The sequence below is a fragment of the Streptomyces sp. NPDC094032 genome, from assembly GCF_040303965.1.
Taxonomy (GTDB): domain Bacteria; phylum Actinomycetota; class Actinomycetes; order Streptomycetales; family Streptomycetaceae; genus Streptomyces.
The window spans coordinates 76835-101620 of record NZ_JBEOUE010000017.1 but is presented as its reverse complement, the minus strand read 5'-3'; the positions used below and the strand labels follow the sequence as shown (position 1 = coordinate 101620).

The 24786-nt window shown below is 72.1% G+C and carries 26 protein-coding genes; 12 read left to right on the top strand and 14 right to left on the bottom strand.

Features of this window, described 5'->3' with window-relative positions:
* Positions 1-10: 10 nt before the first annotated feature.
* From ABTZ54_RS23430 to ABTZ54_RS23410, 5 genes are all read left to right on the top strand, one after another.
* A complete protein-coding gene (locus ABTZ54_RS23430; protein ID WP_351666347.1) occupies positions 11-928 on the top strand; it encodes a F0F1 ATP synthase subunit gamma in 918 nt (305 codons plus the stop codon).
* Positions 928-2370 (top strand): F0F1 ATP synthase subunit beta, encoded by a 1443-nt coding sequence (gene atpD / locus ABTZ54_RS23425; RefSeq protein ID WP_351666345.1) that lies wholly within the window; start codon positions 928-930, stop codon positions 2368-2370. The genes ABTZ54_RS23430 and atpD overlap by 1 nt, the downstream gene beginning before the upstream one ends.
* 113 nt (positions 2371-2483) lie before the next feature.
* Positions 2484-2858 carry a F0F1 ATP synthase subunit epsilon gene (locus tag ABTZ54_RS23420; protein ID WP_329424228.1) on the top strand — a complete coding sequence of 125 codons (375 nt, stop codon included), beginning with the start codon at positions 2484-2486 and terminating at the stop codon, positions 2856-2858.
* Positions 2859-3003: 145 nt separating this feature from the next.
* The gene (locus tag ABTZ54_RS23415) at positions 3004-3450 is read left to right on the top strand and encodes a DUF2550 domain-containing protein (RefSeq protein ID WP_351666343.1); all 447 of its coding nucleotides are present in this window, start codon (positions 3004-3006) and stop codon (positions 3448-3450) included.
* Positions 3451-3508: 58 nt separating this feature from the next.
* A complete protein-coding gene (locus ABTZ54_RS23410; protein ID WP_351666341.1) occupies positions 3509-4174 on the top strand; it encodes a 4'-phosphopantetheinyl transferase family protein in 666 nt (221 codons plus the stop codon).
* Here ABTZ54_RS23410 and ABTZ54_RS23405 read toward each other — a convergent pair.
* The 3 genes from ABTZ54_RS23405 to ABTZ54_RS23395 all read right to left on the bottom strand — a co-directional run bounded on the left by ABTZ54_RS23405 (position 4171) and on the right by ABTZ54_RS23395 (position 8046).
* Positions 4171-6018 (bottom strand): glycosyl hydrolase family 18 protein, encoded by a 1848-nt coding sequence (locus ABTZ54_RS23405; protein ID WP_502997299.1) that lies wholly within the window; start codon positions 6016-6018, stop codon positions 4171-4173. The two genes, ABTZ54_RS23410 and ABTZ54_RS23405, sit on opposite strands and share 4 nt — an antisense overlap.
* A gap of 187 nt (positions 6019-6205) precedes the next feature.
* Positions 6206-6853, bottom strand: a complete 648-nt coding sequence (locus ABTZ54_RS23400; protein ID WP_351666339.1) for a response regulator — start codon at positions 6851-6853, stop codon at positions 6206-6208.
* On the bottom strand, positions 6850-8046 hold the full coding sequence (locus ABTZ54_RS23395; protein ID WP_351666337.1) for a sensor histidine kinase: 1197 nt from the start codon (positions 8044-8046) through the stop codon (positions 6850-6852). The genes ABTZ54_RS23400 and ABTZ54_RS23395 overlap by 4 nt, the downstream gene beginning before the upstream one ends.
* 151 nt (positions 8047-8197) lie before the next feature.
* Between ABTZ54_RS23395 and ABTZ54_RS23390 the strand changes: the two genes are divergently transcribed.
* On the top strand, positions 8198-8830 hold the full coding sequence (locus ABTZ54_RS23390) for a hypothetical protein (protein WP_351666335.1): 633 nt from the start codon (positions 8198-8200) through the stop codon (positions 8828-8830).
* On the opposite strand, the gene ABTZ54_RS23385 is transcribed toward ABTZ54_RS23390, so the two are convergent.
* From ABTZ54_RS23385 to ABTZ54_RS23375, 3 genes are read right to left on the bottom strand one after another with little or no spacing between them, the layout of a single operon-like run.
* Positions 8750-9322: a cob(I)yrinic acid a,c-diamide adenosyltransferase gene (locus ABTZ54_RS23385; RefSeq protein WP_351666333.1), complete on the bottom strand. Its 573-nt coding sequence runs from the start codon at positions 9320-9322 to the stop codon at positions 8750-8752. The genes ABTZ54_RS23390 and ABTZ54_RS23385 overlap by 81 nt on opposite strands.
* 13 nt (positions 9323-9335) lie before the next feature.
* Positions 9336-10085 (bottom strand): ABC transporter permease, encoded by a 750-nt coding sequence (locus ABTZ54_RS23380; RefSeq protein WP_351666331.1) that lies wholly within the window; start codon positions 10083-10085, stop codon positions 9336-9338.
* An 11-nt stretch (positions 10086-10096) separates the two neighbouring features.
* Positions 10097-10870, bottom strand: a complete 774-nt coding sequence (locus ABTZ54_RS23375) for an ABC transporter ATP-binding protein (RefSeq protein WP_351666329.1) — start codon at positions 10868-10870, stop codon at positions 10097-10099.
* Positions 10871-10941: 71 nt separating this feature from the next.
* On the opposite strand from ABTZ54_RS23375, the gene ABTZ54_RS23370 reads away from it, so the two are divergent.
* Positions 10942-11580 (top strand): TetR/AcrR family transcriptional regulator, encoded by a 639-nt coding sequence (locus tag ABTZ54_RS23370; RefSeq protein WP_351666327.1) that lies wholly within the window; start codon positions 10942-10944, stop codon positions 11578-11580.
* On the opposite strand, the gene ABTZ54_RS23365 is transcribed toward ABTZ54_RS23370, so the two are convergent.
* From ABTZ54_RS23365 to ABTZ54_RS23355, 3 genes are read right to left on the bottom strand one after another with little or no spacing between them, the layout of a single operon-like run.
* Positions 11559-12737 carry a cysteine desulfurase family protein gene (locus ABTZ54_RS23365; protein WP_351666325.1) on the bottom strand — a complete coding sequence of 393 codons (1179 nt, stop codon included), beginning with the start codon at positions 12735-12737 and terminating at the stop codon, positions 11559-11561. The two genes, ABTZ54_RS23370 and ABTZ54_RS23365, sit on opposite strands and share 22 nt — an antisense overlap.
* Positions 12738-12749: 12 nt before the next feature.
* The gene (locus tag ABTZ54_RS23360; RefSeq protein WP_351666323.1) at positions 12750-13517 is read right to left on the bottom strand and encodes a hypothetical protein; all 768 of its coding nucleotides are present in this window, start codon (positions 13515-13517) and stop codon (positions 12750-12752) included.
* The gene (locus tag ABTZ54_RS23355) at positions 13514-14482 is read right to left on the bottom strand and encodes an EamA family transporter (RefSeq protein WP_351666321.1); all 969 of its coding nucleotides are present in this window, start codon (positions 14480-14482) and stop codon (positions 13514-13516) included. Before ABTZ54_RS23355 ends, ABTZ54_RS23360 begins: the two co-directional genes overlap by 4 nt.
* A 193-nt stretch (positions 14483-14675) precedes the next feature.
* Between ABTZ54_RS23355 and ABTZ54_RS23350 the strand changes: the two genes are divergently transcribed.
* The 3 genes from ABTZ54_RS23350 (at position 14676) to ABTZ54_RS23340 (ending at position 18781) form a co-directional block, all read left to right on the top strand.
* Positions 14676-15524, top strand: coding sequence for a 3-hydroxyacyl-CoA dehydrogenase family protein (locus tag ABTZ54_RS23350; RefSeq protein WP_351666319.1), 849 nt, complete (start codon positions 14676-14678; stop codon positions 15522-15524).
* Between the two features lie 173 nt (positions 15525-15697).
* Positions 15698-16021: an STAS domain-containing protein gene (locus ABTZ54_RS23345; RefSeq protein WP_024761898.1), complete on the top strand. Its 324-nt coding sequence runs from the start codon at positions 15698-15700 to the stop codon at positions 16019-16021.
* 147 nt (positions 16022-16168) lie between these two features.
* On the top strand, positions 16169-18781 hold the full coding sequence (locus tag ABTZ54_RS23340) for a P-loop NTPase family protein (RefSeq protein WP_351666316.1): 2613 nt from the start codon (positions 16169-16171) through the stop codon (positions 18779-18781).
* Positions 18782-18847: 66 nt separating this feature from the next.
* On the opposite strand, the gene nucS is transcribed toward ABTZ54_RS23340, so the two are convergent.
* Positions 18848-19519 carry an endonuclease NucS gene (gene nucS, locus ABTZ54_RS23335; RefSeq protein ID WP_351666314.1) on the bottom strand — a complete coding sequence of 224 codons (672 nt, stop codon included), beginning with the start codon at positions 19517-19519 and terminating at the stop codon, positions 18848-18850.
* 239 nt (positions 19520-19758) lie between these two features.
* Between nucS and ABTZ54_RS23330 the strand changes: the two genes are divergently transcribed.
* On the top strand, positions 19759-20151 hold the full coding sequence (locus tag ABTZ54_RS23330; protein WP_351666312.1) for an SCO5389 family protein: 393 nt from the start codon (positions 19759-19761) through the stop codon (positions 20149-20151).
* 76 nt (positions 20152-20227) lie between these two features.
* Here the strand turns inward: ABTZ54_RS23330 and ABTZ54_RS23325 are convergent, their stop codons facing one another.
* Complete coding sequence (locus tag ABTZ54_RS23325; protein ID WP_351666310.1) at positions 20228-21271, bottom strand: LLM class flavin-dependent oxidoreductase; 1044 nt, start codon at positions 21269-21271, stop codon at positions 20228-20230.
* 221 nt (positions 21272-21492) lie between these two features.
* Here ABTZ54_RS23325 and ABTZ54_RS23320 point away from each other — a divergent pair, with 221 nt between their 5' ends.
* A complete protein-coding gene (locus ABTZ54_RS23320; protein WP_351666308.1) occupies positions 21493-21819 on the top strand; it encodes an Rv1322 family protein in 327 nt (108 codons plus the stop codon).
* A gap of 40 nt (positions 21820-21859) precedes the next feature.
* Here the strand turns inward: ABTZ54_RS23320 and ABTZ54_RS23315 are convergent, their stop codons facing one another.
* The 3 genes from ABTZ54_RS23315 to ABTZ54_RS23305 all read right to left on the bottom strand — a co-directional run bounded on the left by ABTZ54_RS23315 (position 21860) and on the right by ABTZ54_RS23305 (position 24747).
* Positions 21860-22672, bottom strand: a complete 813-nt coding sequence (locus ABTZ54_RS23315) for an ABC transporter permease (RefSeq protein WP_351666306.1) — start codon at positions 22670-22672, stop codon at positions 21860-21862.
* Positions 22669-23751, bottom strand: coding sequence for an ABC transporter ATP-binding protein (locus ABTZ54_RS23310; RefSeq protein ID WP_351666304.1), 1083 nt, complete (start codon positions 23749-23751; stop codon positions 22669-22671). The genes ABTZ54_RS23315 and ABTZ54_RS23310 overlap by 4 nt, the downstream gene beginning before the upstream one ends.
* Positions 23752-23868: 117 nt before the next feature.
* Positions 23869-24747 carry a hypothetical protein gene (locus tag ABTZ54_RS23305; protein ID WP_351666302.1) on the bottom strand — a complete coding sequence of 293 codons (879 nt, stop codon included), beginning with the start codon at positions 24745-24747 and terminating at the stop codon, positions 23869-23871.
* Positions 24748-24786: the final 39 nt, after the last annotated feature.

Sequence of the window (24786 nt, the reverse complement as noted above, 5' to 3'; positions counted from 1 at the left end):
GACCTGACTCATGGGAGCGCAGCTCCGGGTCTACAAGCGTCGCATCAAATCCGTCACCGCGACGAAGAAGATCACCAAGGCGATGGAGATGATCGCCGCCTCGCGCGTCGTCAAGGCGCAGCGCAAGGTGCAGGCGTCGACCCCGTACGCCACCGAGCTGACCCGCGCGGTCACCGCGGTGGCCACGGGTGCGAACGACAAGCACCCGCTGACCACCGAGGCGGAGAACCCCAGCCGTGCCGCGGTCCTGCTTCTTTCGAGCGACCGCGGTCTGGCCGGCGCGTTCAACTCCAACGCCATCAAGGCGGCGGAACTGCTGATCAAGAAGCTGGAGAGCGAGGGCCGCGCGGTCGACGTCTACGTCGTCGGTCGCCGCGGTGTCGCGCACTTCAACTTCCGCGAGCGCAAGCTGTCCGACACGTGGACCGGTTTCACCGACGAGCCCTCGTACGCGGACGCCAAGCAGATCGCGGCGCCGCTGATCGAGGCGATCGAGAAGGACACGGCCGAGGGTGGTGTGGACGAGCTCCACATCGTCTACACCGAGTTCGTCTCGATGATGACGCAGACGGCGGTCGAGGCCCGGCTGCTGCCCCTCAGCCTCGACGAGGTGGCGAAGGACGCCGGCGAGTCGGACACGCTCCGCCCGCTGTACGACTTCGAGCCGTCGGCGGAGGACGTCCTGGACGCCCTCCTGCCGCGCTACGTCGAAAGCCGGATCTACAACGCGCTGCTCCAGTCGGCTGCTTCCAAGCACGCCGCCACGCGCCGCGCGATGAAGTCGGCCACCGACAACGCGGGAGACTTGATCAACAACCTCTCCCGACTTGCCAACGCGGCCCGACAGGCCGAAATCACCCAGGAAATCAGCGAGATCGTCGGTGGCACCGCAGCCCTGGCCGACGCGACCGCGGGGAGTGACAAGTAATGACGACCACTGTTGAGACGGCCGCCGCCACGGGCCGCGTCGCCCGGGTCATCGGCCCGGTCGTCGACGTGGAGTTCCCCGTCGACGCGATGCCGGAGATCTACAACGCCCTGCACGTCGAGGTCTCCGACCCGGCCGAGGACGGCGCCAAGAAGACGCTGACCCTGGAGGTCGCGCAGCACCTCGGTGACGGCATCGTCCGTACCATCTCGATGCAGCCCACCGACGGTCTGGTCCGCCAGGCCCCGGTGGTCGACACCGGCGACGGCATCACGGTGCCCGTCGGCGACGTCACCAAGGGTCGCGTGTTCAACACGCTGGGCCAGATCCTGAACGAGCCCGAGGCGGAGTCGGAGGTCAGCGAGCGCTGGTCCATCCACCGCAAGGCCCCGGCGTTCGCGGACCTCGAGTCGAAGACCGAGATGTTCGAGACCGGCCTGAAGGTCGTCGACCTTCTCACCCCGTACGTCAAGGGTGGAAAGATCGGTCTGTTCGGTGGTGCCGGTGTCGGCAAGACCGTTCTGATCCAGGAAATGATCATGCGTGTGGCCAAGCTGCACGAGGGCGTTTCCGTCTTCGCCGGCGTCGGCGAGCGCACCCGTGAGGGCAACGACCTCATCGCGGAAATGGAAGAGTCCGGCGTTCTGGACAAGACCGCGCTGGTCTTCGGCCAGATGGACGAGCCCCCGGGCACCCGTCTCCGTGTCGCCCTCGCCGGTCTGACCATGGCGGAGTACTTCCGCGATGTGCAGAAGCAGGACGTGCTGTTCTTCATCGACAACATCTTCCGCTTCACGCAGGCCGGTTCCGAGGTGTCGACCCTGCTCGGCCGTATGCCCTCCGCGGTGGGTTACCAGCCGAACCTGGCCGACGAGATGGGTCTCCTCCAGGAGCGCATCACCTCGACCCGTGGTCACTCGATCACCTCGATGCAGGCGATCTACGTCCCCGCGGACGACCTGACCGACCCGGCCCCGGCCACCACCTTCGCCCACCTCGACGCGACGACGGTTCTCTCCCGTCCGATCTCCGAGAAGGGCATCTACCCGGCCGTGGACCCGCTGGACTCCACGTCCCGCATCCTGGACCCGCGCTACATCGCGCAGGACCACTACGACGCCGCCACGCGCGTCAAGGGCATCCTGCAGAAGTACAAGGACCTCCAGGACATCATCGCGATCCTCGGTATCGACGAGCTGAGCGAGGAAGACAAGCTCGTCGTGCACCGCGCGCGTCGTGTCGAGCGCTTCCTGTCCCAGAACACCCACGCGGCGAAGCAGTTCACCGGCGTGGACGGTTCGGACGTTCCGCTCGACGAGTCGATCGCCGCGTTCAACGCGATCTGCGACGGTGAGTTCGACCACTTCCCGGAGCAGGCGTTCTTCATGTGCGGTGGTCTTGAGGACCTCAAGAACAACGCCAAGGAGCTCGGCGTCTCCTGAGCCTCGTGCTCGCCTGAGGGGGGCGGGAGATGTTCCCGCCCCCCTCTTCACGCCCTTTAGAATTGATCCCAACACCCGGCAGCACCGCCGGGTGGTGACCCGAGGAGCCACCCTTGGCTGCTGAGCTGCACGTCGAGCTGGTCGCCGCGGACCGGAGTGTCTGGTCTGGCGAGGCCACCCTGGTCATCGCGCGTACGACCTCCGGCGACATCGGCGTCATGCCCGGTCACCAGCCGCTCCTTGGTGTGCTGGAGTCGGGCCCGGTGACCATCCGTACGAGCGAGGGCGGCACTGTCGTCGCCGCCGTCCACGGCGGTTTCCTGTCGTTCGCCGATGACAAGCTGTCTCTGCTCGCGGAGATCGCCGAGCTGGCGGACGAGATCGACGCCCAGCGCGCCGAGCGCGCGCTGGAGCGCGCGAAGACGGATTCGGACGCCGCCGCCGAGCGGCGCGCCGAGGTCCGGCTGCGCGCGGTATCGGTCCGCTAGCGGACCGCGCGAGAGCCCAAGACCTCAGCCGCGGCACGGTCCGGAATTTTCCGGACCGTGCCGCGGCTGAGGCGATGCAGATGCAGGTTGTATTCGGTACGGCCGGGTCCACCGGTTACGGGACGCAGCGAGGAGGTCGGTGAAGATGTTCCTCGCTCTGCTCGTGTGCGGCCTGGTCGTCGCACTGGTGGTGATCGGACTCTTCGTCTTCGGCTTGCGCCGGAGGCTGATCCAGCGGGCCGGCGGCACCTTCGACTGCTCTCTGCGGTGGAACGTCGCCGAGGAGCCGGACCCCTCCGGCAAGGGCTGGGTGTACGGCGTCGCCCGCTACAGCGGTGACGAGATCGCCTGGTTCCGTGTCTTCTCGTACGCCCCCCGCCCGCGCCGGGTCCTGGAGCGCTCGGCCATCGAGGTCGTGGAGCGCCGGATGCCCGAGGGCGAGGAGGAGCTGGCGCTGCTCTCCGACTCGGTGATCCAGGGCTGTCTGCACCGCGGCACCCGCCTGGAGCTGGCGATGAGCGAGGACGCGCTCACCGGTTTCCTGGCCTGGCTTGAGGCGGCACCGCCCGGTCAGAGGGTCAATGTCGCCTGATCCTGTCTGTTCCGTCCGGCCCGGCGAGTGCCATGTGTGGACCGCCCGGGCCGTTTGCGTGTCCGCGTCCGCGCATCTGTGCGCCCTGCTCGACGCCCGTGAGCGGCGGGTGTACGAGTCGCTGACCGGGGAGCCCGTACGCGCGCAGTACCTGACCGCGCACGCGCTGCTGCGCTCGGTGCTCGGCGCCGCCCTGGACCGGGATCCGGCGGGTCTCGTCTTCGCGGCCGGGCCGCACGGCAAGCCGTACCTCACGGACGCCGCGGTCGAGTTCTCGATCTCCCACTCGGGCGAGCTGGTGGCGGTCGCGCTCTCCGCGTACGCCCCCGTTGGCGTGGACGTCGAGCGGGTCACCGAGCTGGCCGAGCTGCCGCTGCCGGTGCTCTCGGAGCGGGAGCGGGCCGCGTTCGACCTGGTCCCGGGGCCGGAGCGGGCGGTCGCCTTCACCACGTACTGGGTGCGCAAGGAGGCCGTGCTGAAGGCGACGGGGGAGGGGCTGCGGGTCGACCCCGCGCGGCTCACGGTCTCGGCGCCCGACCGGCCGGCCGAGCTGCTGGCCTGGCGGGGCCGGAACGCCGGACAGCCGCACCCGGAGGTGCGGCTGTACGACCTGGACGCGGGAGAGGGGTACCGGGGCGCCGTCGCCCTGCTGGGCGGGGAGCACCGGATCGTCCGGCACGACGGGGGCGATGTGCTGCACCGCCCCCGCCGGACCGTGGGCTAGTTCAGCCCGCTGTTGATGGCGCCGACGAGCTCACCGTTGCTCGTGTCGCCGCTGAACTCCCAGAAGAAGGCGCCGCCGAGGCCCTGGTTCTTGGCCCAGCTCATCTTCGAGGTGACGGTGGCCGGGGTGTCGTAGCTCCACCAGTTGGTGCCGCAGTAGGCGTACGCGGTGCCGGCGACGGTCCCGGTGGACGGGCAGGAGTTCTTGAGGACCTTGTAGTCCTCGATGCCCTGCTCGTAGGTGCCCTGGGCCGGGCCGGTGGCGGTGCCGCCGGGCGCCGCCTGGGTGACGCCGGTCCAGCCGCGGCCGTAGAAGCCGATGCCGAGCAGCAGCTTGTTGCCGGGGACGCCCTGTGCCTTGAACTTGGCGATGGCCTCGGCCGAGTTGAAGCCCTGCTGCGGGATGCCGGCGTACGAGGTCAGCGGCGAGTGCGGGGCCGTCGGGCCCTTGGCCGCCCAGGCGCCGAAGAAGTCGTACGTCATGACGTTGAACCAGTTCATGTACGGCGCCGCGCCCGCGTAGTCGGTGGCGTCGATCTTGCCGCCGGTGGAGGCGTCGGCCGTGACGGCCGCGGTGACCAGGGCGTTGGCGCCGAACTTGGCGCGCATGGCCTGCATCATGTTCTTGAAGGCGGCCGGGCCGCTGGTGTCGCAGGACAGACCGCAGGCGTTCGGGTACTCCCAGTCGAGGTCGATGCCGTCGAAGACGTCGGCCCAGCGCGGGTCCTCGACCAGGTCGTAGCAGGACTGCGCGAAGGCGGTCGGGTTCTGGACGGCCTGGCCGAAGCCGCCGGACCAGGTCCAGCCGCCGAAGGACCAGATGACCTTGATGTTCGGGTAGGCCTTCTTCAGCTTGCGCAGCTGGTTGAAGTTGCCGCGCAGGGGCTGGTCCCAGGTGTCGGCGACGCCGTCGACGGACTGGTCGGCGGTGTAGGCCTTGTCGTAGTCGGCGTAGGAGTCGCCGATGGTGCACTTGCCGCCGGTGACGTTGCCGAAGGCGTAGTTGATGTGCGTGATCTTGGACGCGGAGCCCGAGGTCGCGATGTTCTTCACGTGGTAGTTGCGCCCGTAGACGCCCCAGTTGGTGAAGTAGCCCATCTTCACGACGTTCGGGGGCGGGGTGCCGCCTCCGCCGCCGGTGGTGCGGACCGGGGTGGCGGAGCTGGCCGGGCCGGTCTGGTCGATGGTGTCGCGGGCGACGACGGTGTAGCTGTAGTCGGTGCCCGCGGTGAGCCCGCTGTCCGTGTAGGTGAGGGCGGTCGTGGTGGTGACCTTGGTGCCGTCGCGCAGCACGTCGTAGTTCTTGACGCCCTTGTCGTCGGTGGCCGCGGCCCAGGTGAGCTTCACCGAGGTGTCGGTGATCGCGGAGGCGGCCGGGGCGCCGGGGGCGGAGGGCGGGTTGTCGCCGGGCTGGGTGGAGCCGTCGCAGGAAGCGCCGTTGATCTTACAGCCGGTGGGCGCGCCGGAGCCGCTGCCGTTGAAGCCGAAGGAGACGGTGGCGCCGGGGGCGAGGGTGCCGTTCCAGCTGATGTTCTTGCCGGTCCAGTGGGTCCCGGAGTTGGTGACGGTGGCGTCCCAGGCGGAGGTGACCGCGGTGCCGGTGGGGTAGTCCCACTCGACGGTCCAGGAGGAGAGCGTGGTGGTGCCGGTGTTCTTCACCGTCCACTTGCCCTCGAAGCCGGTGCCCCAGTCGGAGACCTTGGTGTACGTGGCGGTGGCCGAGGTCGCGGCCTCGGCGGGTGCGGCGAGGCCGATCATGGCGGCCAGTGGCAGGACGAGGGCGGTCAGACCGGCGGCAGCCCGGTGTCTGAACCCTGCACTGCGCGTCGGTGCTTGAGTGCTCAACGGTGCTCCTCAAGTTGCGGACGACAAGGGTGGGGGTGGTCCGAAAAGGTGCGCGCGCCGCCGAGCGTAGAAAGGTCTGGACCAGCCGTCAAGAGGTCCAGACCAACGTTGGAACGGTCTCTCTCAGATTTTTCTCAGATTCCGCCCGGATATCCGCCGGGTATGTGCCGGGGCTCCGGACGCCTCGTCAGCGGATCCCCAACTCCTGTGCCAGCACGGCCGCTTGGACCCGGCTGCGCAGCTCCAGCTTCCCCAGCACCTTGCTGACGTGCGTCTTCACCGTGGCCTCCGCCATGTCGAGACGTACCGCGATCTCCGCGTTCGACAGACCCGCGCCCAGCGCCCCGAGCACCTCCCGCTCACGGGGCGTCAGCCGCGCCACGATCCCCTGGTCGGCCGTCGGCGCGGGCGGGCGCGGGGCCGCGAACTCGGCGATCAGCCGGCGGGTCACCGCGGGCGCGATCAGACCCTCGCCGCCCGCCACCGTCCGCACCGCCGCGATCAGGTCCTTCGCCTCCGTGTTCTTCAGGAGGAAGCCCGAGGCCCCCGCCCGCAGCGCCCCGAAGACGTACTCGTCCAGGTCGAAGGTGGTCAGCACCAGCACGTCGGCCAGGCCCTCCGCCACCACCAGCCGGGTCGCCGTCACCCCGTCCATCCGGGGCATCTGCACATCCATCAGGACCAGGTCCGGGCGCAGTTCGCGGGCCAGCTCCACCGCCCGCTCGCCGTCCGCGGCCTCGCCCACCACCTCGATGTCCGGCGCGTTGCCCAGGATCAGCACGAGTCCCGCGCGCACCGCGCTCTGGTCCTCGGCGACCACGATCCGGATCGTCATGCCTCCGGTGTCCTCTCCTCGGCGGGCAGCTCGGCCCGCACCCGCCAGATCCTCGTCCCGTCCGCCTCCGGCACGGGCCCCGCCTCGAACGTCCCGCCCAGCAGCGCCACCCGCTCCCGCATCCCGACCAGACCGGCCCCCGACCCCGGTGCCCGGGGCCCCGGACGGTCCCCGAACGGGCTGGTCACCCGTACCGTGAGGGCCCGTTCGTCGCGGACCAGGGTCACCGTGACCGTACCGGCCGCCGCGTGCTTGAGGGCGTTGGTCAGCGACTCCTGGACGATCCGGTACGCGGCCAGCTCGACCGGCGCCGGCAGCTGCTCCCCGGTCTCCTCGCGGGTGTCGTCGAGGCGGAACGCCAGACCGCTGGTCGCGCCGTTGGTCCGGGCCTGGGCCACCAGCGCGTCCAGGCCGGAGAGCCGGGGCACGGCGGCCGGTCCGGTGTCCTCCGAGCTGTCCCGGAGCAGCCCGATCAGCCGCCGCATCTCGGCGAGCCCGGCCACGCTGTTCTCCCGGATCACGCCCAGCGCCCGCCGGGTGGTGGCCTCGTCGTCCAGGGAGAGCGCGGCCGTGGAGTGGATCGCGATGGCCGACAGATGGTTGGCGACCATGTCGTGCAGCTCCCGGGCCATCCGGGCACGCTCGGCGCCGACCGCCTGGGTCCGGTCCATCTCGGCCAGCAGCGCGGTCTGTTCCGCCCGCAGCCGCGCCGAGTCGGCGGCCTCCCGGTGGTTGCGCACGATGGCGCCGGTCACGGCCGGGAGGAAGGAGATCATGCCGGTGATCACGCCGATGAGCAGCGCGAACGCGTTCTGCCACCAGACGAGGAAGGCGATCGTCACCCCGACGGTGATCAGACCGGTGCTGTACGGGATGCGCCGGGCCGAGGCCGTGGTCCCGTACACCACGGCCGCGTAGACGACGTCCGTGAACATCAGCACGGTGGCGAGATTGCCGTTGGTGAACTGGTCGCCCACGATCGCGAGGGTGCCGACGGCCAGTGCCGTACGGGGCAGGGTGCGCCGCACCGCCTCCATCGAGGCCATCACGACGAGCGGGATCAGCGTCGCCCAGCGCTGCGGGAAGAGCTCCTCCGACTTGGTGTACAGCCCGAACGACCACAGCAGCAGGCCGCAGGCGAGGCCGGCGGCGGCGATGAACAGGTCGTCACGGTGAGGTCGGGGGAGGCGCACCCCTCCATCCAACACGCCGCCGGGCTCCCCGACGTCCTCGTACGGGCCGAGCCGGGCCTCCGTCGAAGGATGTAGACGCGGTTCCTCACCGGCGACGACGCTTCCGGGCCGGGCGGCCGCGAGGCTGGTGGTGAACAGGAAGGGGAATCCCGTGATCGTCGCTCTGATCGTGATCTGCGAGGTCGGTTTCTGGGTCCTGCTGGCCGCCGGACTCGCCGCCCGCTACCTGCTGAGGAGACCGCGCCTCGGGATGGCGCTGCTGCTCTGCGAGCCGCTCCTGGAGGTCGTCCTGCTCGTGGTGACCGCGGTCGACCTCAGGAACGGCGCCGACCCGAGCTGGAAGCACGGGCTCGCCGCGGTCTACATCGGCTACACCGTCGGCCACGGCCACCGCACGGTGAAGTGGCTCGACGGACACGCCGCCCACCGCCTCGGCGGCGGCCCGCCGCCCGTGCGGCCGCCCCGGTACGGGATGGCCAGGGCCCGCCACGAGGGCCGGGTGTGGCTCGGCACCGTGGTGGCGGCGTCCGTCGCGACCGGGCTGCTGCTCCTGGCCGCCTGGTACGTAGGCGACTCCGGCGACACCGCGTCCCTCACGGGCTGGATCGGCTTCGCCTGGCGGGCGGCCGGCATCCACGGTCTGATCGCCCTGACGTACGCGGTCTTCCCGAAGAAGGCCCCGAAGGGGTCGGACCAGGACCCGTCAGCGGTCCCCGCCCGGCACCCAGAGCACGTCCCCGACCTCCTTGTTCGCCGTCCTGGCAAGGATGAAGAGCAGGTCTGACAGCCGGTTGAGGTACGTGGCGGTCAGCGGGTTCATCGTCTCGCCGTGCACCTCGATCGCCGCCCACGTGGAGCGCTCCGCCCGCCGGACCACCGTGCACGCCTGGTGCAGCAGGGCCGCGCCGGGCGTGCCGCCGGGCAGGATGAAGGAGCGCAGCTTGTCGAGCCGCTCCAGGAACAGGTCGCAGTCCGCCTCCAGCTTGTCGACGTACGACTGCTCGACGCGCAGCGGCGGGTACTTCGGGTCGGGGACGACCGGGGTGGAGAGGTCCGCGCCCACGTCGAACAGGTCGTTCTGGACCCGGACCAGGACCTTCACGACGTCCTCGTCGAGCTGCCCGAGCGCGACGGCCGTGCCGATGACGGCGTTGGCCTCGTTGGCGTCGGCGTAGGCGGAGATCCGCAGATCCGTCTTGGCGGTCCGGCTCATGTCGCCGAGGGCGGTGGTGCCCTTGTCGCCGGTGCGGGTGTAGATGCGCGTCAGGTTGACCATGGGGCCAGCCTAGTTACGCGTGGGCCTTCTTGAAGGTGCGTGTGCCCACCGTCACGGCGAGTGCCGTGAGTGCGAGGGCGACCAGCACCCCGTACAGCATCGTCGTGGTCGCGTACCGGCCGAGGTACGCGTCCCGGACGGCGTCCACCAGGTAGCGGAACGGCATGAAGTGGGAGAGCGCGTCGAGCCAGCCGGGGGCGAGGGCCATCGGGAGCATCAGCCCGGACAGCAGCATCGAGGGCATCGCCAGGGTGTTGATCGCCGGGCCGAACTCCTGCGGGCTCGGCAGCCGCAGCGCCAGCACGTACGAGAGGGAGGCGAGCGAGAAGGTCAGCAGCGCCACGAAGCCGAAGCCGATCAGGAGTCCCGCGAGCGGCGCCCGCAGCCCCATGAGCAGGGCGGCGAGGACCAGCAGGACGGCCTGGAAGAGGAAGAGCGCGGTGTCCCGCAGGGTCCGGCCGAGGAGCAGGGCGAGCCGGCTGACCGGGGTGACCCGCATGCGTTCCAGGACGCCCCAGTTCTTCTCCATGATGACCGCGAAGCCCGCGAACGAGGCGCCGAACAGGCCGAGTTGGAGCAGCAGCCCGGGGACAAGGACCTGCCAGGAGTCGCCCGCGCGGCCGAGCGGGAGTCCGGTCAGGAGCGGGCCGAAGAGGAACAGGTAGAGCAGCGGCATCAGCGCGCCGAAGAAGATCTGGAACGGCGAGCGCAGGGTCTGCCGGGCGTAGCGGCCGAAGAGGACCGCGGTGTCGTGGCGAAGCATCGGGTGGGCTCCTAGACGGCGACGGGCGTGGTGTCGGCGGGCGCGAGGCCGCGGCCGGTGATGGCGAGGAAGGCGTCCTGGAGGGTGTCCGCGCCGTGCTCGGCTTTGAGCGCGGCGGGGGAGCCCTCGGCGACGACGACGCCCTGGTCCACGACGACCAGACGGTCGGCGAGGGCGTCGGCCTCGTCGAGGTAGTGGGTGGTCAGGACGACGGTGGTGCCGTGCTCGTCGCGCAGCCGCCGCACCAGCGCCCACAGGTCGGCGCGGCTGCCCGGGTCGAGGCCGGTGGTCGGCTCGTCGAGGAAGAGCAGCCGCGGCCGGTGGGTGAGGCCGAGGGCGAGGTCCAGGCGCCGCCGCTGGCCGCCGGAGAGGGCGGGGGTGGGGCGGTCCAGGAGCCCGGTCAGGCCGAGCTCCTCGGCGAGCTCGGCGGCGCGGGCCTCGGCGCGGGGCCGGGGGAGCCCGTACAGGCGCCCCTGGAGGACCAGCTCGGAGCGCACGGTCTCCTGCGGGTCGACCCCGCCGGACTGGGGGACGTAGCCGATCGCGCGCCGTACGCCGACGGGGTCGCGGAGCAGGTCGTGGCCCGCGACGGTGGCGGCGCCGCCGGTGGGCGGGAGCAGCGTGGTGAGCATCCGCAGGGTGGTGGTCTTGCCGGCTCCGTTGGGGCCGAGGAAGCCGAGGATCTCGCCCGGCCGCACGGTGAGGTCGATCCCGCGCACGGCCTGGACCTCGCCCTTGGGCGTGCGGAAGGTCCGGGAAAGCCCGGAGGTGCTGATGATTGGCATAGTGACCACAAAAACAGAGTCTCTGAAATTTTGCAACGCCTCCAAAATTTCAGGACCCCTAGAATGGGCGCATGGCTGAGGGGCTCAGGGAACGCAAGAAGCGGCAGACGAAACAGCGGATCTCGGACATCGCGACCGGGCTCTTCCTGGAGCGCGGCTTCACGGCCGTCACGGTCGCGGAGATCGCGGAGGCGGCGGACGTCTCCGTCAACACCGTCTACAACTACTTCCCGGCGAAGGAGGACCTCTTCCTCGACCGGATGGAGGGCATCACCCACCGCCTGGCCCGCATGATCCGCGGCCGCGACAAGGGGGAGTCCGCGGCCCGCGCCGTGCTGCGCGAGATCCGGGGCCATGTCACCGCGGTCTCGCCCGCGTACGGACTCATGGACGGGTACGCCGCGTTCATGCGGGTCATCGACGACGCGCCCACGCTCAAGGCGCGCCTCTTCTACCTCCAGCAGGAGGTCGTCGAGACCACCGTCGCCGCGCTACGGGAGGACACCGGCGCCCCGCCGGACGACCCGATGCCGCTGCTCGTCGGCAGCCAGATCGCCTGGATCCAGGGCACCGTCATCGGCTTCATCAGCGCCGAGATGACCGCGGGCCGCCACCCCGGCGAGGTCTCCCGCGAGGCCCTCGACCTCCTGGACGAGATCGAGGACCTGCTGGGCGGGAAGGTGCTTGATTACGCGGTGCGGGTGGGGTGACCAGCCCCGGCCGGCGCCGCCGTCCTGACCCCCGCCGCCAGCGCACGGGCCGCGTCGACCGCCTGCTCCTCGGTGGTGAAGCGGCCGAAGCCCACCCGGATGCTGCCCCGGATCCGCTCCGGCGGCAGCCCGATCGCGGTCAGCACATGTGACGGCTCCTGCGCCGAGCTGTTGCACGCCGAACCCGAGGAGACGGCGACCGCGGTGACCTCCAGGAGCAGTTGCTGCGCGTCCGCCCCCTCGAACGACAGGTTCACCGCCTGCGGCAGGAACCCCACGCCCGTACCGCTGTTGAGGGTGTACGGCACGAGCTCGGCCAGCTCCGCGAGGAACCGCCCGCGCAGCGCCGCCAGGCGGGCCGCCTCCCGTTCGCGGCCCGCCGCGAGCAGCTCGACCGCCGTGCCGAGGCCGATGACGGCGGCCGTGTTCAGCGTGCCCGCCCGCAGCCCGCGCTCCTGCCCGCCGCCGTGCAGCAGCGGCACCAGCGGCGCCCGGTCCGACAGCTCGTTGGCCACGTACAGGACGCCGATGCCCTTCGGGCCGTAGATCTTGTGCCCGGAGAACGTCAGCAGGTCGACGCCCAGCTCCCGCACGTCCACCGGGAGGGTGCCGACGCCCTGGGTGGCGTCGCAGTGCAGCGGCACCCCGGCCGCCCGGGTCAGCTCCGCGATCCGGGCCACCGGCTGGATCGTGGAGATCTCGTTGTTGGCGAGCATCACCGACACCAGCGCGGTCTCCGGCCGCAGCGCCGCCGCCACCCGCGCCGGGTCCACCCGGCCCTCCGCGTCGACCGGCAGCACGGTCACCTCGTGCCCCGCCGCGCGCAGCGAACGGCAGGTGTCCAGCACGGACTTGTGCTCCACCGCCGTCGTCACCACATGGCGGGCCCGGCCGCCCGGGCCGCGCCCGACGATGCCCTTGACGGCGAGGTTGTTGCCCTCGGTGGCGCCCGAGGTGAAGTAGATCTCGCTGCGCGCCGCCCCGATGAACCGCGCCACGGTGCCCCGCGCCCGCTCGACCTCGCGGAAGGCGCGGATGCCGGCCGCGTGCGGGCTCGACGGGTTGGCGAAGCACTCGGTCGCCGCGGTGTGCATCGCGTCGGCGACCGCCGGGTCCATCGGGGTGGTCGCCTGGTGGTCGAGATAGATCGTCGCCATGTCGGACTCCCCTCAGAAGTCGTACGCGGTGTAGGTCAGGGCGATCGGGTCGGCGCACTCCGCGTCGGCGAAGACCAGCGTGATCTCCTCGTCGGACGTGCCCTGGGTCCGCAGATAGATCTCGGCGCCCTTGGTCACCTTGTCGCGGTCGGCCAGGGAGTTGATGTCGACGACATGGCGGCGGGGGCAGTCGGGGAAGGCCCGCAGCCGGGCGAAGTAGCGCGCGAAGTACTCGGCGACGATCAGCGGGCAGCGCGGCACGACGTGGTCGTCCTTGACCACTCCGGCGAGCACCTTCGCGTAGCTCCGGGAGCGGAACAGGATCTCGTCGCCCTCGCGGGAGAACGGCGGCTGGAGCTCCGGCCCGCGCACGGCGTGCTTCATGGCGCGGGCGGCCCGGTTGCGCAGGGTCCGCTCGCGGGTGACGGAGTACGCGATCCCGGCCGCGGCGGCCGCGGCGTCGAGCGGGGCGAGGTCGAGCACCTCGGGGGCGGGCATGCCCGGGGCCGGGACCGTACAGACGTCGGTGGAACAGGACATGCCGAGGTCGTTGACGATGACGTCGTAGAGCACCTTGTTGCCCCGGTGCAGCCGGCGGGCCACCGCGCCCGTCTCCAGGGCGAGGTCGAAGGAGTTCCGGGAGAAGGCGCCGATGCCGGCCGCCGTCTCGAAGTAGCCGCCCGCGACGAGCAGGGCCGAGCGGGTGGTGCGGGAGACGCTCTCAAGCAGGGGCGCGACGCGGGCGGCGCGCTCGGTGGTCAGGGTGGTGGTGGGGCTCATGTCTGGTGCACTCCGTTCTGCTTCGGTGAAGTCCGATCGGACGGTGCTGAGGATGTGCCGGGGTCGAGTGAGAGGTCGGATGGGACGCCGGGGTCGGTCCCGCCCTTCTTCGCCGCGCCCGCCGCCCCCACTCCCGTGCCGACCGCGGCGGCCACCACGCAGAGCACGGCGGCCCATTGGAGCGGCGAGAGGTGTTCGTCCAGGAGGGTGAGGCCGACCAGGGCGGCGATGACCGGTTCGACGGTGGAGAGGACCGCGAAGACCCGCGGCGGCAGCCGTCGCAGGGCGGCGAACTCCAGGGAGAACGGGATCACCGTGGTCAGCACCGCCACCCCGAGCGCCATGGCCAGGACGGCCGGCTCGGTGAGGACGTCGAGCGGGGGCAGTCCGAGGACCGGGGCGGTCGGCAGGGCCAGGACGGCGGCCACGCTCAGGCCGAGGGCGAGCCCGGCGCCGCCCGGGACGGCCCGCCCGACGCGGGCGCCGAGCAGGATGTAGCCGGTCAGGGCCGCGCCGGTGAGCAGCGCGGCGGCGAGCCCGACGGGGTCGTCCATGCCCCGCGTGCCGCCGAGCACGAGCAGCCCGGCCGCCGCGAGCAGCACCCAGAGCCGGTCGAGCGCCCGCCGCGAGGTCAGCGCGGCGAGCAGCAGCGGCCCGCTGAACTCCAGGGTGACGACCACGCCCAGCGGGAGCCGGGAGGTGGCCTCGTAGAACGAGAACTGCATGACGGTGAAGACCGCCCCGTACGGCAGCAGCAGCCGCCAGTGGGTGCGCAGCAGCCGCAGCGCGGGCCGGGAGAACAGGCAGAGCAGGGCGGCGGAGAACAGCAGCCGCAGCAGGGTGGCCCCGGTCGGTCCGATCTGTCCGAAGAGCGTCTTGGCGAAGGCGGAGCCGAATTGCAGGCTGACCATGCCGGTCAGCAGCAGAAGCGGCGCGGGGGCGGCTCTCGGGTCGTAGCGACGCATAGCAGACGACTATATACCCCCCAGGGGTATGGTGCGAGGCGCTGCCGCCCGCTGCCGGGGTGTCGCGAGTGTGACGTCCGTCAAACCGGGCGTGACGCGCATTACTTCACGGTCACTTGGCGCCCCGGGCCCGCTAATCTCCGCCGAAGAGCCAGAAGTGAACAGTTGTTGAGGGCATAGAGGGGTGGAAGACGTGGCCAGGAAGCTCGCCGTCATCGGGGCAGGACTCATGGGGTCCGGCATCGCGCAGGTCTCGGCCCAGGCCGGCTGGGACGTCGTCCTGCGTGACGTCACCGACGCCGCGCTGACCCGGGGCACCGACGCCATCAAGGCCTCGTACGACCGCTTCGTCGCCAAGGGCAAGCTGGACGCCGCCGACGCCGAGGCCGCCCTCGGCCGGATCACCGCCACCACCGACCTGGAGGCCGTCGCCGACGCCGACATCGTCGTCGAGGCGGTGTTCGAGAAGCTGGAGGTCAAGCACGAGATCTTCCGCGCCCTCGACAAGGTCGCCAAGGACGGCGCCGTGCTCGCCTCCAACACCTCCGCCATCCCGATCACCAAGATCGCCGCGGTGACGGAGCGCCCGGAGGCCGTCGTCGGCACCCACTTCTTCTCGCCGGTCCCGATGATGCAGCTCTGCGAGCTCGTCCGCGGCTACAAGACGAGCGACGCCACCCTCGCCACCGCGCGGGAGTTCGCCGAGTCCGTCGGCAAGACCTGCATCGTCGTCAACCGCGACGTCGCCGGCTTCGTCACCACCCGCCTCATCTCGGCACTCGTCGTCGAGGCCGCCAAGCTGTACGAGTCGGGCGTGGCCACCGCCGAGGACATCGACATCGCCTGCAAGCTGGGCTTCGGGCACGCGATGGGCCCGCTCACCACCACCGACCTCACCGGCGTCGACATCCTCGTCAACGCCACGAGCAACATCTACACCGAGACCCAGGACGAGAAGTTCGCCCCGCCGGAGCTGATGCGCCGGATGGTGGACGCGGGTGACATCGGGCGCAAGAGCGGGCAGGGCTTCTACACGTACTGATTCCGCACGGGGGTCGGTGCGGAGTCCGCACAGGGGTCCGACCGCCCCTCGCGCCATCGCCCCTCGGGGTGAATTTCGATATCGGTTCGCTTACAAGGCGCAACGCATCTGCCGACCCGGCAGTCAGTCGTTGCGAAGACGGGCACACGACGGAGCACTCTCGGGGAGCGCATATGCACATCAGGGGCGACCACGTCGAGCTGGTCGTCGGGGGCCGCCTCGACGTCCGCAGCGCGGCGGACGCCCGTACGGTCCTGCACTCGGCCGTCGACGACGGAGTCGGCGACCTCGTGCTCGACCTGACCGGTCTCGACTCCTGGGACGCCACCGGGCTCGGAGTCATCATGGGCGCCCACCGCAGGGCCGGCCGCTGCGGCCGCCGCCTCGTGCTGCGCGGGGTGCCGCCCCAGATGCAGCGCCTCCTCGTGGCCACCCGGCTGCACCGCATCCTCGCCATCGAGGGCGGCCTCGCCGCGGAGTCGCTGCCGCGGGTGTGAAGCTGCTGTGGAAACCAGGCGTCACGCTCAATCCTCACAAGACCGTGACGTCTTGGTCTCCACGGCACCCCGCCTGTTCCCGGAGGTCGGACAACCGTCTAGGGTCGGCTCTCGCCTGCACATCGCCCGCCGCTTGGGAGCTCGACCATGGACCCGATCAACCGGGGACCCGAGGAGTACGGTCACGACACCGAGGGCGAGGACGCCCGTTCCGGCCCCAGCGCCGCGCTCGTGCCCGTGTCCACCGCCGCCGCCCGGGTCCGTACCGCACGCGTCGTCGCCGGCGGTCTGCTGCTCACCGTCAACCCCGTCGACGGCAGCGAGATCGAGGTCTGCGCGCCCGGCGAACAGCCCCCGGCCCCCCGCCGCCGCACCGCCGAGGAACGCGCCGAGGCCGCCCGCGCCGCCGCGCCCCCGGTGCCGCCCGGCCCCGCGGCCCCCGCCCTGCCCCTGCTCGAACGCCAGGAGCAGCGCGACCTCCTGGTCCAGCACCTCACCCGGGGCCGCTCCGCCCGGCTCACCGGACCCGCGGGCTCCGGCCGCAGCACCCTCCTCGCCGCCGTCGCCGCCGACTGCGCCGACATCGCCCCCGACGGCGTCGTGCACCTCTCCGGCCACCACCGCACCCCCACCGAGCTGCTGTACGAGCTCTTCCACACCGTCCAGTACGCGCCCGGGTTCCGGCCCGACCGCGAGGAACTCCTCATCGAGGTGCGCCGCATCGGCGCGATCGTCCTCGTCGACGACCTGGAGTTCGGCGGCACCGCCCTCGACGACCTGCTCGCCGCCACCCCCGACTGCGCCTTCGTCTTCGGCGTCACCCCCGACGCCCCCGCCGCCTCGCCCGAGGCCGCCCTCGAAGAGGTCGTGCTCACCGGACTCGGCCGCCCCGCCGCCGTCGAGCTCCTGGAGAGCGCCGTCGGCCGGACCCTCACCGAGGAGGAGTCCAACTGGGCCGGCGACCTCTGGTTCGAGTCCGAGGGCCTGCCGCTGCGCTTCGTCCAGGCCGCCGCCCTGCTCCGGCAGCGCGACCGGCTCCGGATCGGCCCCGCCGAGTTCGACGCCTTCGGCGCCCTGGAGGAGGCCTTCGGACCCTCCGGCCTCCCCGCGCCCGCCCAGCCCGTCGCCGACTCCGACGACCCGGATGTGGAGGTCCGCGCGATACCGCTCCCCAGCCTCGGCGAGGCGGCCGCCCCGGCCTCCCTGCTCGCCTCCCGGCTCAGCCGCGCCGCCCAGGACACCCTGCGCTTCGCCGTCGCCCTCGGCGGCGAGGTGCCGCACCAGGCGCACCTGCCCGCCCTCGTCGGCGACACCCACGCCGACGCGGCCGTCGGCGAGCTCATGGGCTGCGGGCTGCTCTCCCCGGTCGGCTCCCGCTACCGCCTCGCCGCCGGAGTCCTCACCCAGCTCCTCGCCCAGGGGTACGAGGAGGACGCCACCGGCCGCGCCCACACCGTCGCCCAGCACTACGCCTGGTGGGCCGGACACCCGTCCGTCACCCCCGAGCGCGCCACCGCCGAGGCCGACGCGCTGCTCGCCGCCCTCGGCGCGCTCGTCCCCGGCAGCACGGCCGAGCACCCCGAGACCGCCGTCCTGCTCGCCCGCGCCGCCGCGCCCGCCTTCGCCACGGGCCTCCACTGGGGCGCCTGGGAGCGGGCCCTGCGCAGCGGCCAGGAAGCCGCGCGGCGGGCCGGCGAGGTCGCCGAAGAGGCTTACTTCCACCACGAGTTGGGCATCCTCGCGCTCTGCGCCGGCAGCCTCCAGCGGGCCCGCGCCGAACTGGAGGCCTCCATCGGGCTGCGCGGTGCCCTCGCCGACAAGCGCGGCACCGTCGCGGGGCGCCGCGCCCTCGCGCTCGTCGCCGACCTCACGGGCGAGACCACCCCGGTCGAGCCCGCGCCGCCCGCCCCGCCCGCCCTGCCGACCCGCCGCGAGGGCCCGGCCTCGCCGCCCCGGGGCGTCCCGGTCGCCGCCCCGCTCACGGCCAAGCCCGCCTTCCCCGCCCTCGCCGCGCCGACCGGCCTCTCCGGCCTCCCCGGCCCCGGCCCCGTGCCCGCCCCGCCGACGGTGCCGACCGCAGGCTTCCCGGCCGCCCTCGCCGCCTTCCCGGACGAGGCCCCGACCGTCCTGACCACCCCGGAGCACCTCGCGGACCGCCGCCGGGACGAGGGCCGCCCCGGGCTGCGCAAGGGCATCCTCGCCGGTGCCCGCCGCAATCTGGCCGCCGTCGGCGCGGGCGCCCTGCTCGTCGCCGTCCTCGGCACCGTCGTCACCATCGGCGCCACCTCCGGCAACGACGAGCACCCCGCCGACGACCGGGTCACCTCCGACAGCACCGCCGACCAGGGCGACGGCACCGGGGACGGCACCCCCGGCGACGAGGAGCCCACCGAGGACTCCACCAGCCGCCCCTCGGACCCGGGCGCCCCGGCGCCCACCGGCACGGCCACCCCCGGCGGCACCGGCTCCCCGAGCACCCCGGCGACCCCCAGCGGCTCCCCGTCCGCGACCGGCAGCGCCACCCCGAGCGACCCGGCGGCCACCACGACGGCGCCGCCGCGGCCGACCCTGTCGCCGACCAGGACCACGCCGCCCACGAAGTCCCCGACCCCCTCGCCGACGACCAAGCCGCCGACCACCGAGCCGACGACGACACCGCCGACCACCGACCCATCGACGACGCCGCCCACGCAGAACCCCAGCGACACCGCCTCCGCCTCCCGCTCCGAGACCGCGACCACCGGCGGGAACCCGGCCTGACCCGCGTACGAGAAGGGCCCGGGTGCCTGTCGCACCCGGGCCCTTCTCGTACCTCTGTCCGTACGGTCAGAACAGCCGCAGCTTGTCGTCCTCGATGCCGCGCAGCGCGTCGTAGTCGAGCACCACGCAGTCGATGCCGCGGTCGTTGGCGAGCACCCGCGCCTGCGGCTTGATCTCCTGGGCCGCGAAGATGCCCTTGACCGGCGCCAGGTGCGGGTCGCGGTTGAGCAGCTCCAGGTAGCGGGTCAGCTGCTCGACGCCGTCGATCTCGCCGCGCCGCTTGATCTCCACCGCGACCGTCGCCCCGTCGGAGTCCCGGCACAGGATGTCCACCGGGCCGATCGCCGTCGGGTACTCGCGCCGGACCAGCGTCCAGCCCTCGCCCAGCGTCTCGATGCGGTCGGCGAGCAGCTCCTGGAGGTGCGCCTCGACGCCGTCCTTGATCAGGCCGGGGTCGACACCGAGCTCGTGCGAGGAGTCGTGGAGGATCTCCTCCATCGTGATGATCAGTTTCTCGCCCGCTTTGTTGATCACGGTCCAGATGCCCGCCTCACCGTCGACGCCCTCCTTGAGGGTGCACGGCGGCGACATCCAGTTGAGCGGTTTGTACGCGCGGTCGTCCGCGTGGATGGAGACGCTGCCGTCTGCCTTGACCAGGATCAGACGGGGCGCGGAGGGCAGGTGGGCGGTGAGCCGGCCCGCGTAGTCCACGGAACAGCGGGCAATGACGAGACGCATGGTCCGCAACGCTACAAGACGGACGCCTTCCGACGCGATTCGGGCCGTAACGCCCGCCGGGCGCGCGCCCAACGACCGTCACTTATTGGCCGGTTGTGTGCCCAATCTCCTGGTGCGGGCAGACCGGCGCGCTTACCGTGGAAGACAGGAGGTCGTCGCCCGTGCACGCTGCGTGCGTGTCGCCGGCCTCTGTCCCTGCCCGCAAGGCCCCGCCCGTCGGGGTCGCGAGAGGAGAACCCATGTCGCTCGACGTCTCACCGGCGCTGTTGGAACAGGCCGAGCGAGGCGAGGTCGACGAAGCCGACTTCGTCGACTGCGTCCGGACCTCCCTGCCCTACGCATGGGAGATGATCAGCTCTCTGGTGGCACAGCTGAAGGTCGACGGCGGCGAGTTCGCCGACAACCAGACGCCCCCGCCGGACGAGCAGGCACGTGGTCAGCTGCTGCGCGCGCTGGCGAGCGATGCCATCCGAGGTGCGCTCCAGCGGCACTTCGGGGTGCGTCTCGCCTTCCAGAACTGCCACCGCGTGGCGGTCTTCCCGCTGGACCCGTCCGTGGACGAGCGGCTCGCCCGCTTCACCTCCATACGGGGCCAGCTGCTCAACCAGTCGCCCGAGCTGCGCGACTGCTGACAAGGCCTGGTGCTGCCGCTCCGCGTCCCGGGAGAGCGAAGAGACGCCGGAGCGGCAGCACGGTCCTGCCCCGCCCTCACGCGGGCCTGGCGAGCAGCGGAAGCACCTCGGCGCCCAGGCGCCGCACGTTCTCCTCGGTGGCGGCGAGCTCGCCCGAGCCCTCGGCGAGCAGCGCGAAGCGGGTGATGCCGGTGCGCTCCGACGTCGCCGCGAGCCGGTCCGCCGCCTGCCGTGGCGTGCCCACCGGGTGCAGCCCGCACAGCAGCTCCGTGTACGCCACCGGATCGCGCATCGCGCGGTGTCTGCCGTCCACCGTCACATGGGCGTCAAGCCCCTGCTTCAGCCAGCCCGGCATCGCCTTCACCAGGGCCTCCGCCGCGTCCGCCGCACGGTCCGCGAGCTGGACCACACCGGCCGAGACATGCCCGGCGCCGATCCGCCCGATCTCGTCGCGGGAGCGGCCCGCCTCCCCGGCGTACCGCTCCCAGCAGGCCACCATCTCGGCCTTCTCCTCGTCCCCGCAGTGCATGCCGAGGAGCATCGGCAGCCCCCGCTCGGCCGCCAGCCGCACGCTCTTCGGGGAGGTGCAGGCGAGCACCACCTCGGGCGAGGCCGCTCCGCCGATCAGCTCGCCGGGGCCGGGCACGACCGCCACCTCACGGAAGGCGAACCGTCCCCCCTCGGCGCCGACCCGGGGCTCGCGCAGCCAGCGGAGCAGCAGGTCGAGCGATTCGGGGAAGCCCGCCTCGTACGCCGGGAGGCCGGCGCCGAACACCTCCAGGTCCACCCACGGCCCGCCCCGGCCCACCCCGAGGGTGAATCTCCCCCCGGAGGCCACGTGCAGCAGCGCCGCCTGCTCGCCCAGCGCGACCGGGTGCGCGTTCGGCAGCACGCTGACCGCCGTGCCGACCCGCAGCCGGCGGGTGCGCCCGAGGAGCAGCGCGGCCAGGGTGACCGCCGACGGGCAGACCCCGTACGGCACGAAGTGGTGCTCGGCGAGCCAGACGGAGTCGAGCCCCGCCTCCTCGGCCGCCTCGGCGGTCCGCACCGCCCGGTGCAGCGCCTCCTGCTGACCTTGGCCCGGGAACTGGGCGGCCAGCACGAACGTACCCACGCGCATCGCCTTCTGCCTCCTTGCGGCCGACGCGTTCTCCCCCTCGCGAACTCCCCCTCGTACCGGCAACAACGTCTGACACGTGCCAAAGGCAACGGGCGTTCATGAAGTTCTTGCGATTTTCGGCTGATCCGCCATGGGCGGGTGCGGACCGACCCCGTCGCGGCCCGTAGGCTGGACGGAACTTTCCGTGCCCGTATGTGTCTACGCCCCCGTGAGGTGTCGAAGTGTCCCCGCGCCACAACCGCGCCCGAGGCGGTGCGAATCCCGATCCGCAGGACGAGCAGGGCGACCGGTACGGCGGCTCGCAGCGCAGCGAGACCTGGCAGGGCGAGGAGTGGTACGTCCGCCATGTCGCGGGCGCGAGCGCGCCCGGCAAGCGCTACCGCTGCCCCGGCTGCGACCAGGAGATCCCCGGCGGCGCCCCGCACGTGGTGGCCTGGCCGGAGTACGGGGGAGTGGAGGACCGCAGGCACTGGCACAAGGCCTGCTGGAACGCGAAGGACCGCCGCACCAGCCGGGTGCAGCGGTCCCGCAACGCGCCGAAGTACTGAGGCCGGGGGCCCGGGGGCCGGAGCCCGGGGCCCGGGGGGCCTAGACGTCCTTGCTGTTCAGCAGGGCGTACGCGCCGCCGAGCACCACCGCCGTGACGCCGCCCATGATCAGCACCGGCTCCCAGCCGGCCGGACCGTTCTCCCCGAAGGGCGCGGTCGTGCTGTACAGCGCGATCATCTGCGAGGGGATCGCGTAGGTGAACAGGAACTCCTGCACCGACTTCAGCGCCTCGGAGAACATGAAGAGCGCCGCCACCAGCGGGAGCAGCAGCAGACCGATCATCACCGTGATCGCGCCGGCCGAGTGCCGGATGAGCGTGCCCACCGCCAGCGAGAGCAGGCCGAGCAGGGCGAGGTAGCCGCCCGCCCCGACCGTCGCCCGCAGCCACTCGGCCGCGGTCGGCGTCGCCGCCGTGTCCACGATGGCGACCTGCGCGACCGCCACCAGGGCGGCGACCACGGTGGTGACCGTGAAGACCAGCAGGAAGAAGACGAGCGCCTTCGCCGTCAGCACCCGGGCCCGGCTCGGGCAGGCCGTGAGGGTCGTGCGGATCATGCCGGTGCCGTACTCGGAGGCGATCGTCAGGACGCCCAGCGTGATCACGCAGATCGAGGCCGGCAGCATCCCGAAGAAGCCGAAGCCGAGCGCGGACTCCTCGCCCATGGGGGCGTTGGAGGCCGAGGCGATGGCCGCGACACCCAGACCGATGCCCAGCATCAGCAGCACCATGACCCCCAGCGTCCACATCGTGGAGCGCACCGAGCGGATCTTGGTCCACTCGGAGGCGAGCGCGTCGCCCAGGTGCGCCTTGCGGACCGGGATCGGGGAGACGTACGCGTACGGGGTGCTCATCGGGCGTCCTCGGGGTTCTGCGGGGTGGCGTACGGGTTCTGTCCGGGCGGCGGCGGGGCGTACCAGCCCTGCTGCGGCACCTCGGGGACGGCGTACGCCTCCGGCTGCGGCTGCCCGTACGGCGGCTGCGGCTGCGGCGCCTGGAGGTGGGCGAGCCGGTCGTCGGTCGAGCGGTAGTCGACGGCGCCCTGCGTCATCCGCATGTACGCCTCCTCCAGCGAGGCCTGGTGCGGGGAGAGCTCCCAGAGGCGCACGTCCGCCCCGTGCGCCAGGTCGCTGATCCGGGGCAGCGCGAGCCCGGTCACCCGCAGCGCGCCGTCCGGCTCGGACATCACCTGGCCGCCGGCCTCGGTGAGCACCGTGGTCAGCTTCTCCCGCTGCTGCGGCTCGGTGCCCGGGGTGCGGACCCGGGCGAAGTCGGCGGAGTTCGCCGAGATGAAGTCCGTCACGCTCATGTCGGCGAGCAGCTGCCCCCGGCCGATCACGATCAGATGGTCGGCGGTCAGCGCCATCTCGCTCATCAGATGGCTGGAGACGAAGACCGTCCGCCCCTCGGCGGCCAGCTTCTTCATCAGGTTGCGCACCCAGAGGATGCCCTCGGGGTCCAGACCGTTGACCGGCTCGTCGAAGAGCAGCACCTGCGGGTCGCCGAGCAGCGCCGCCGCGATCCCGAGCCGCTGCCCCATGCCGAGCGAGAAGCCCTTGGAGCGCCGCTTGGCGACGTCCTGGAGCCCCACGACCCCCAGCACCTCGTCGACCCGCTGCGCGGGGATCCCGGCGAGCTGCGCGAGCGACAGCAGATGGTTGCGCGCACTGCGCCCGCCGTGCACGGCCTTGGCGTCCAGCAGCGCGCCGACCTGCCGGGGCGCGTTCGGCAGCTGCCGGAACGGGTGCCCGCCGATCGTCACATGCCCGGCGGACGGCGTGTCCAGCCCCAGGATCATGCGCATGGTCGTCGACTTGCCCGAGCCGTTGGGGCCCAGGAACCCGGTGACATGCCCCGGCCTCACCTGGAAGGAAAGGTTGTACACGGCCGTCTTCGCGCCATAGCGCTTCGTCAGGCCGACTGCCTCGATCATTCTCCAGCCCCATCGACAGGTCAGGTCGTCCTCGGGGCGTGACGGCCGACGGCCGGAGCCCCCCGTATGAGCTACGAGCTTATCCAGCCGTTGACGGTTCCGACGAAGCGGAAACCGTTATCTCTCCGTGCCCGCGACGGGCGGGAGCGACCCGGCGAGCGGGGGCAGGGCGTCGTACGGCCGGAGCTCGACGGAGTCGTCGACATAGGGGAGGAACTCGGTCTGCGGGAGCACCCAGCCCTCCTCGCCGAAGATCGTCGTGCCCCGGGAGCGCACCGCCGACTCCGCGCCGGCCCGCTCGACCCAGCTGTCCGGGTCGGGGCCGAGCAGCTCCCGCAGCCGCGGGGAGCGGGAGAGCAGCCCGGCCAGCAGGTCGCGCTGGTCACCGCCGCCGGGCAGCGGCGCCTCCCCGAGGGAGAGCATCCCGTGCGCGCTGAAGTAGATGTAGGCGCCGCTCAGGCGCTCCCCGGACGGCATCGTCATCTCGAAGGCGTCCCCCGGCAGGATGGCCCGCTGGTAGTCGGGGAACTCGGTGTCGTCGACCGCCTTGAGCTGGGCCGCGTCCAGCCAGGTCACCACCAGCGTGCTGGTCGCCGCGGGGTCGATGTACGGGGTGCCCGCCACGTAGCCGGCCGGGCTGATGTGCCCCGAGCAGCCGACGCCGATCCCGCGGACCCGCACGGGGACCATCGGGACCGAGACCGGCAGCTTCAGCCGGCGCAGCTTGTGGCGGACCTGGCCCGGCGAGGCGTTGGACCCCACGGAGATCACCGGATGGCGCCGCCCGGCCGTCTCCTGCCCGTTCCGGGCCAGCGTCTCGTCGAGCCCGCCGTTGTCCTCGACCGGCCAGTCGCCGAGCCGGGCCGGGCGTACGGCGAGCGGCAGCAGCTCGTCACCGAGGAGGAGGGAGGGTTCCGTGGCGGGGCGCCCGGGATAGACCAGGGGCCGCTCGGCGGCGACGTCGTCGAGACCGAGGGCTGCCAGGCTGCGATCCATCAGTGGGTCCTTCGACGTCGTGCCGGGGCGGTGAAGGGG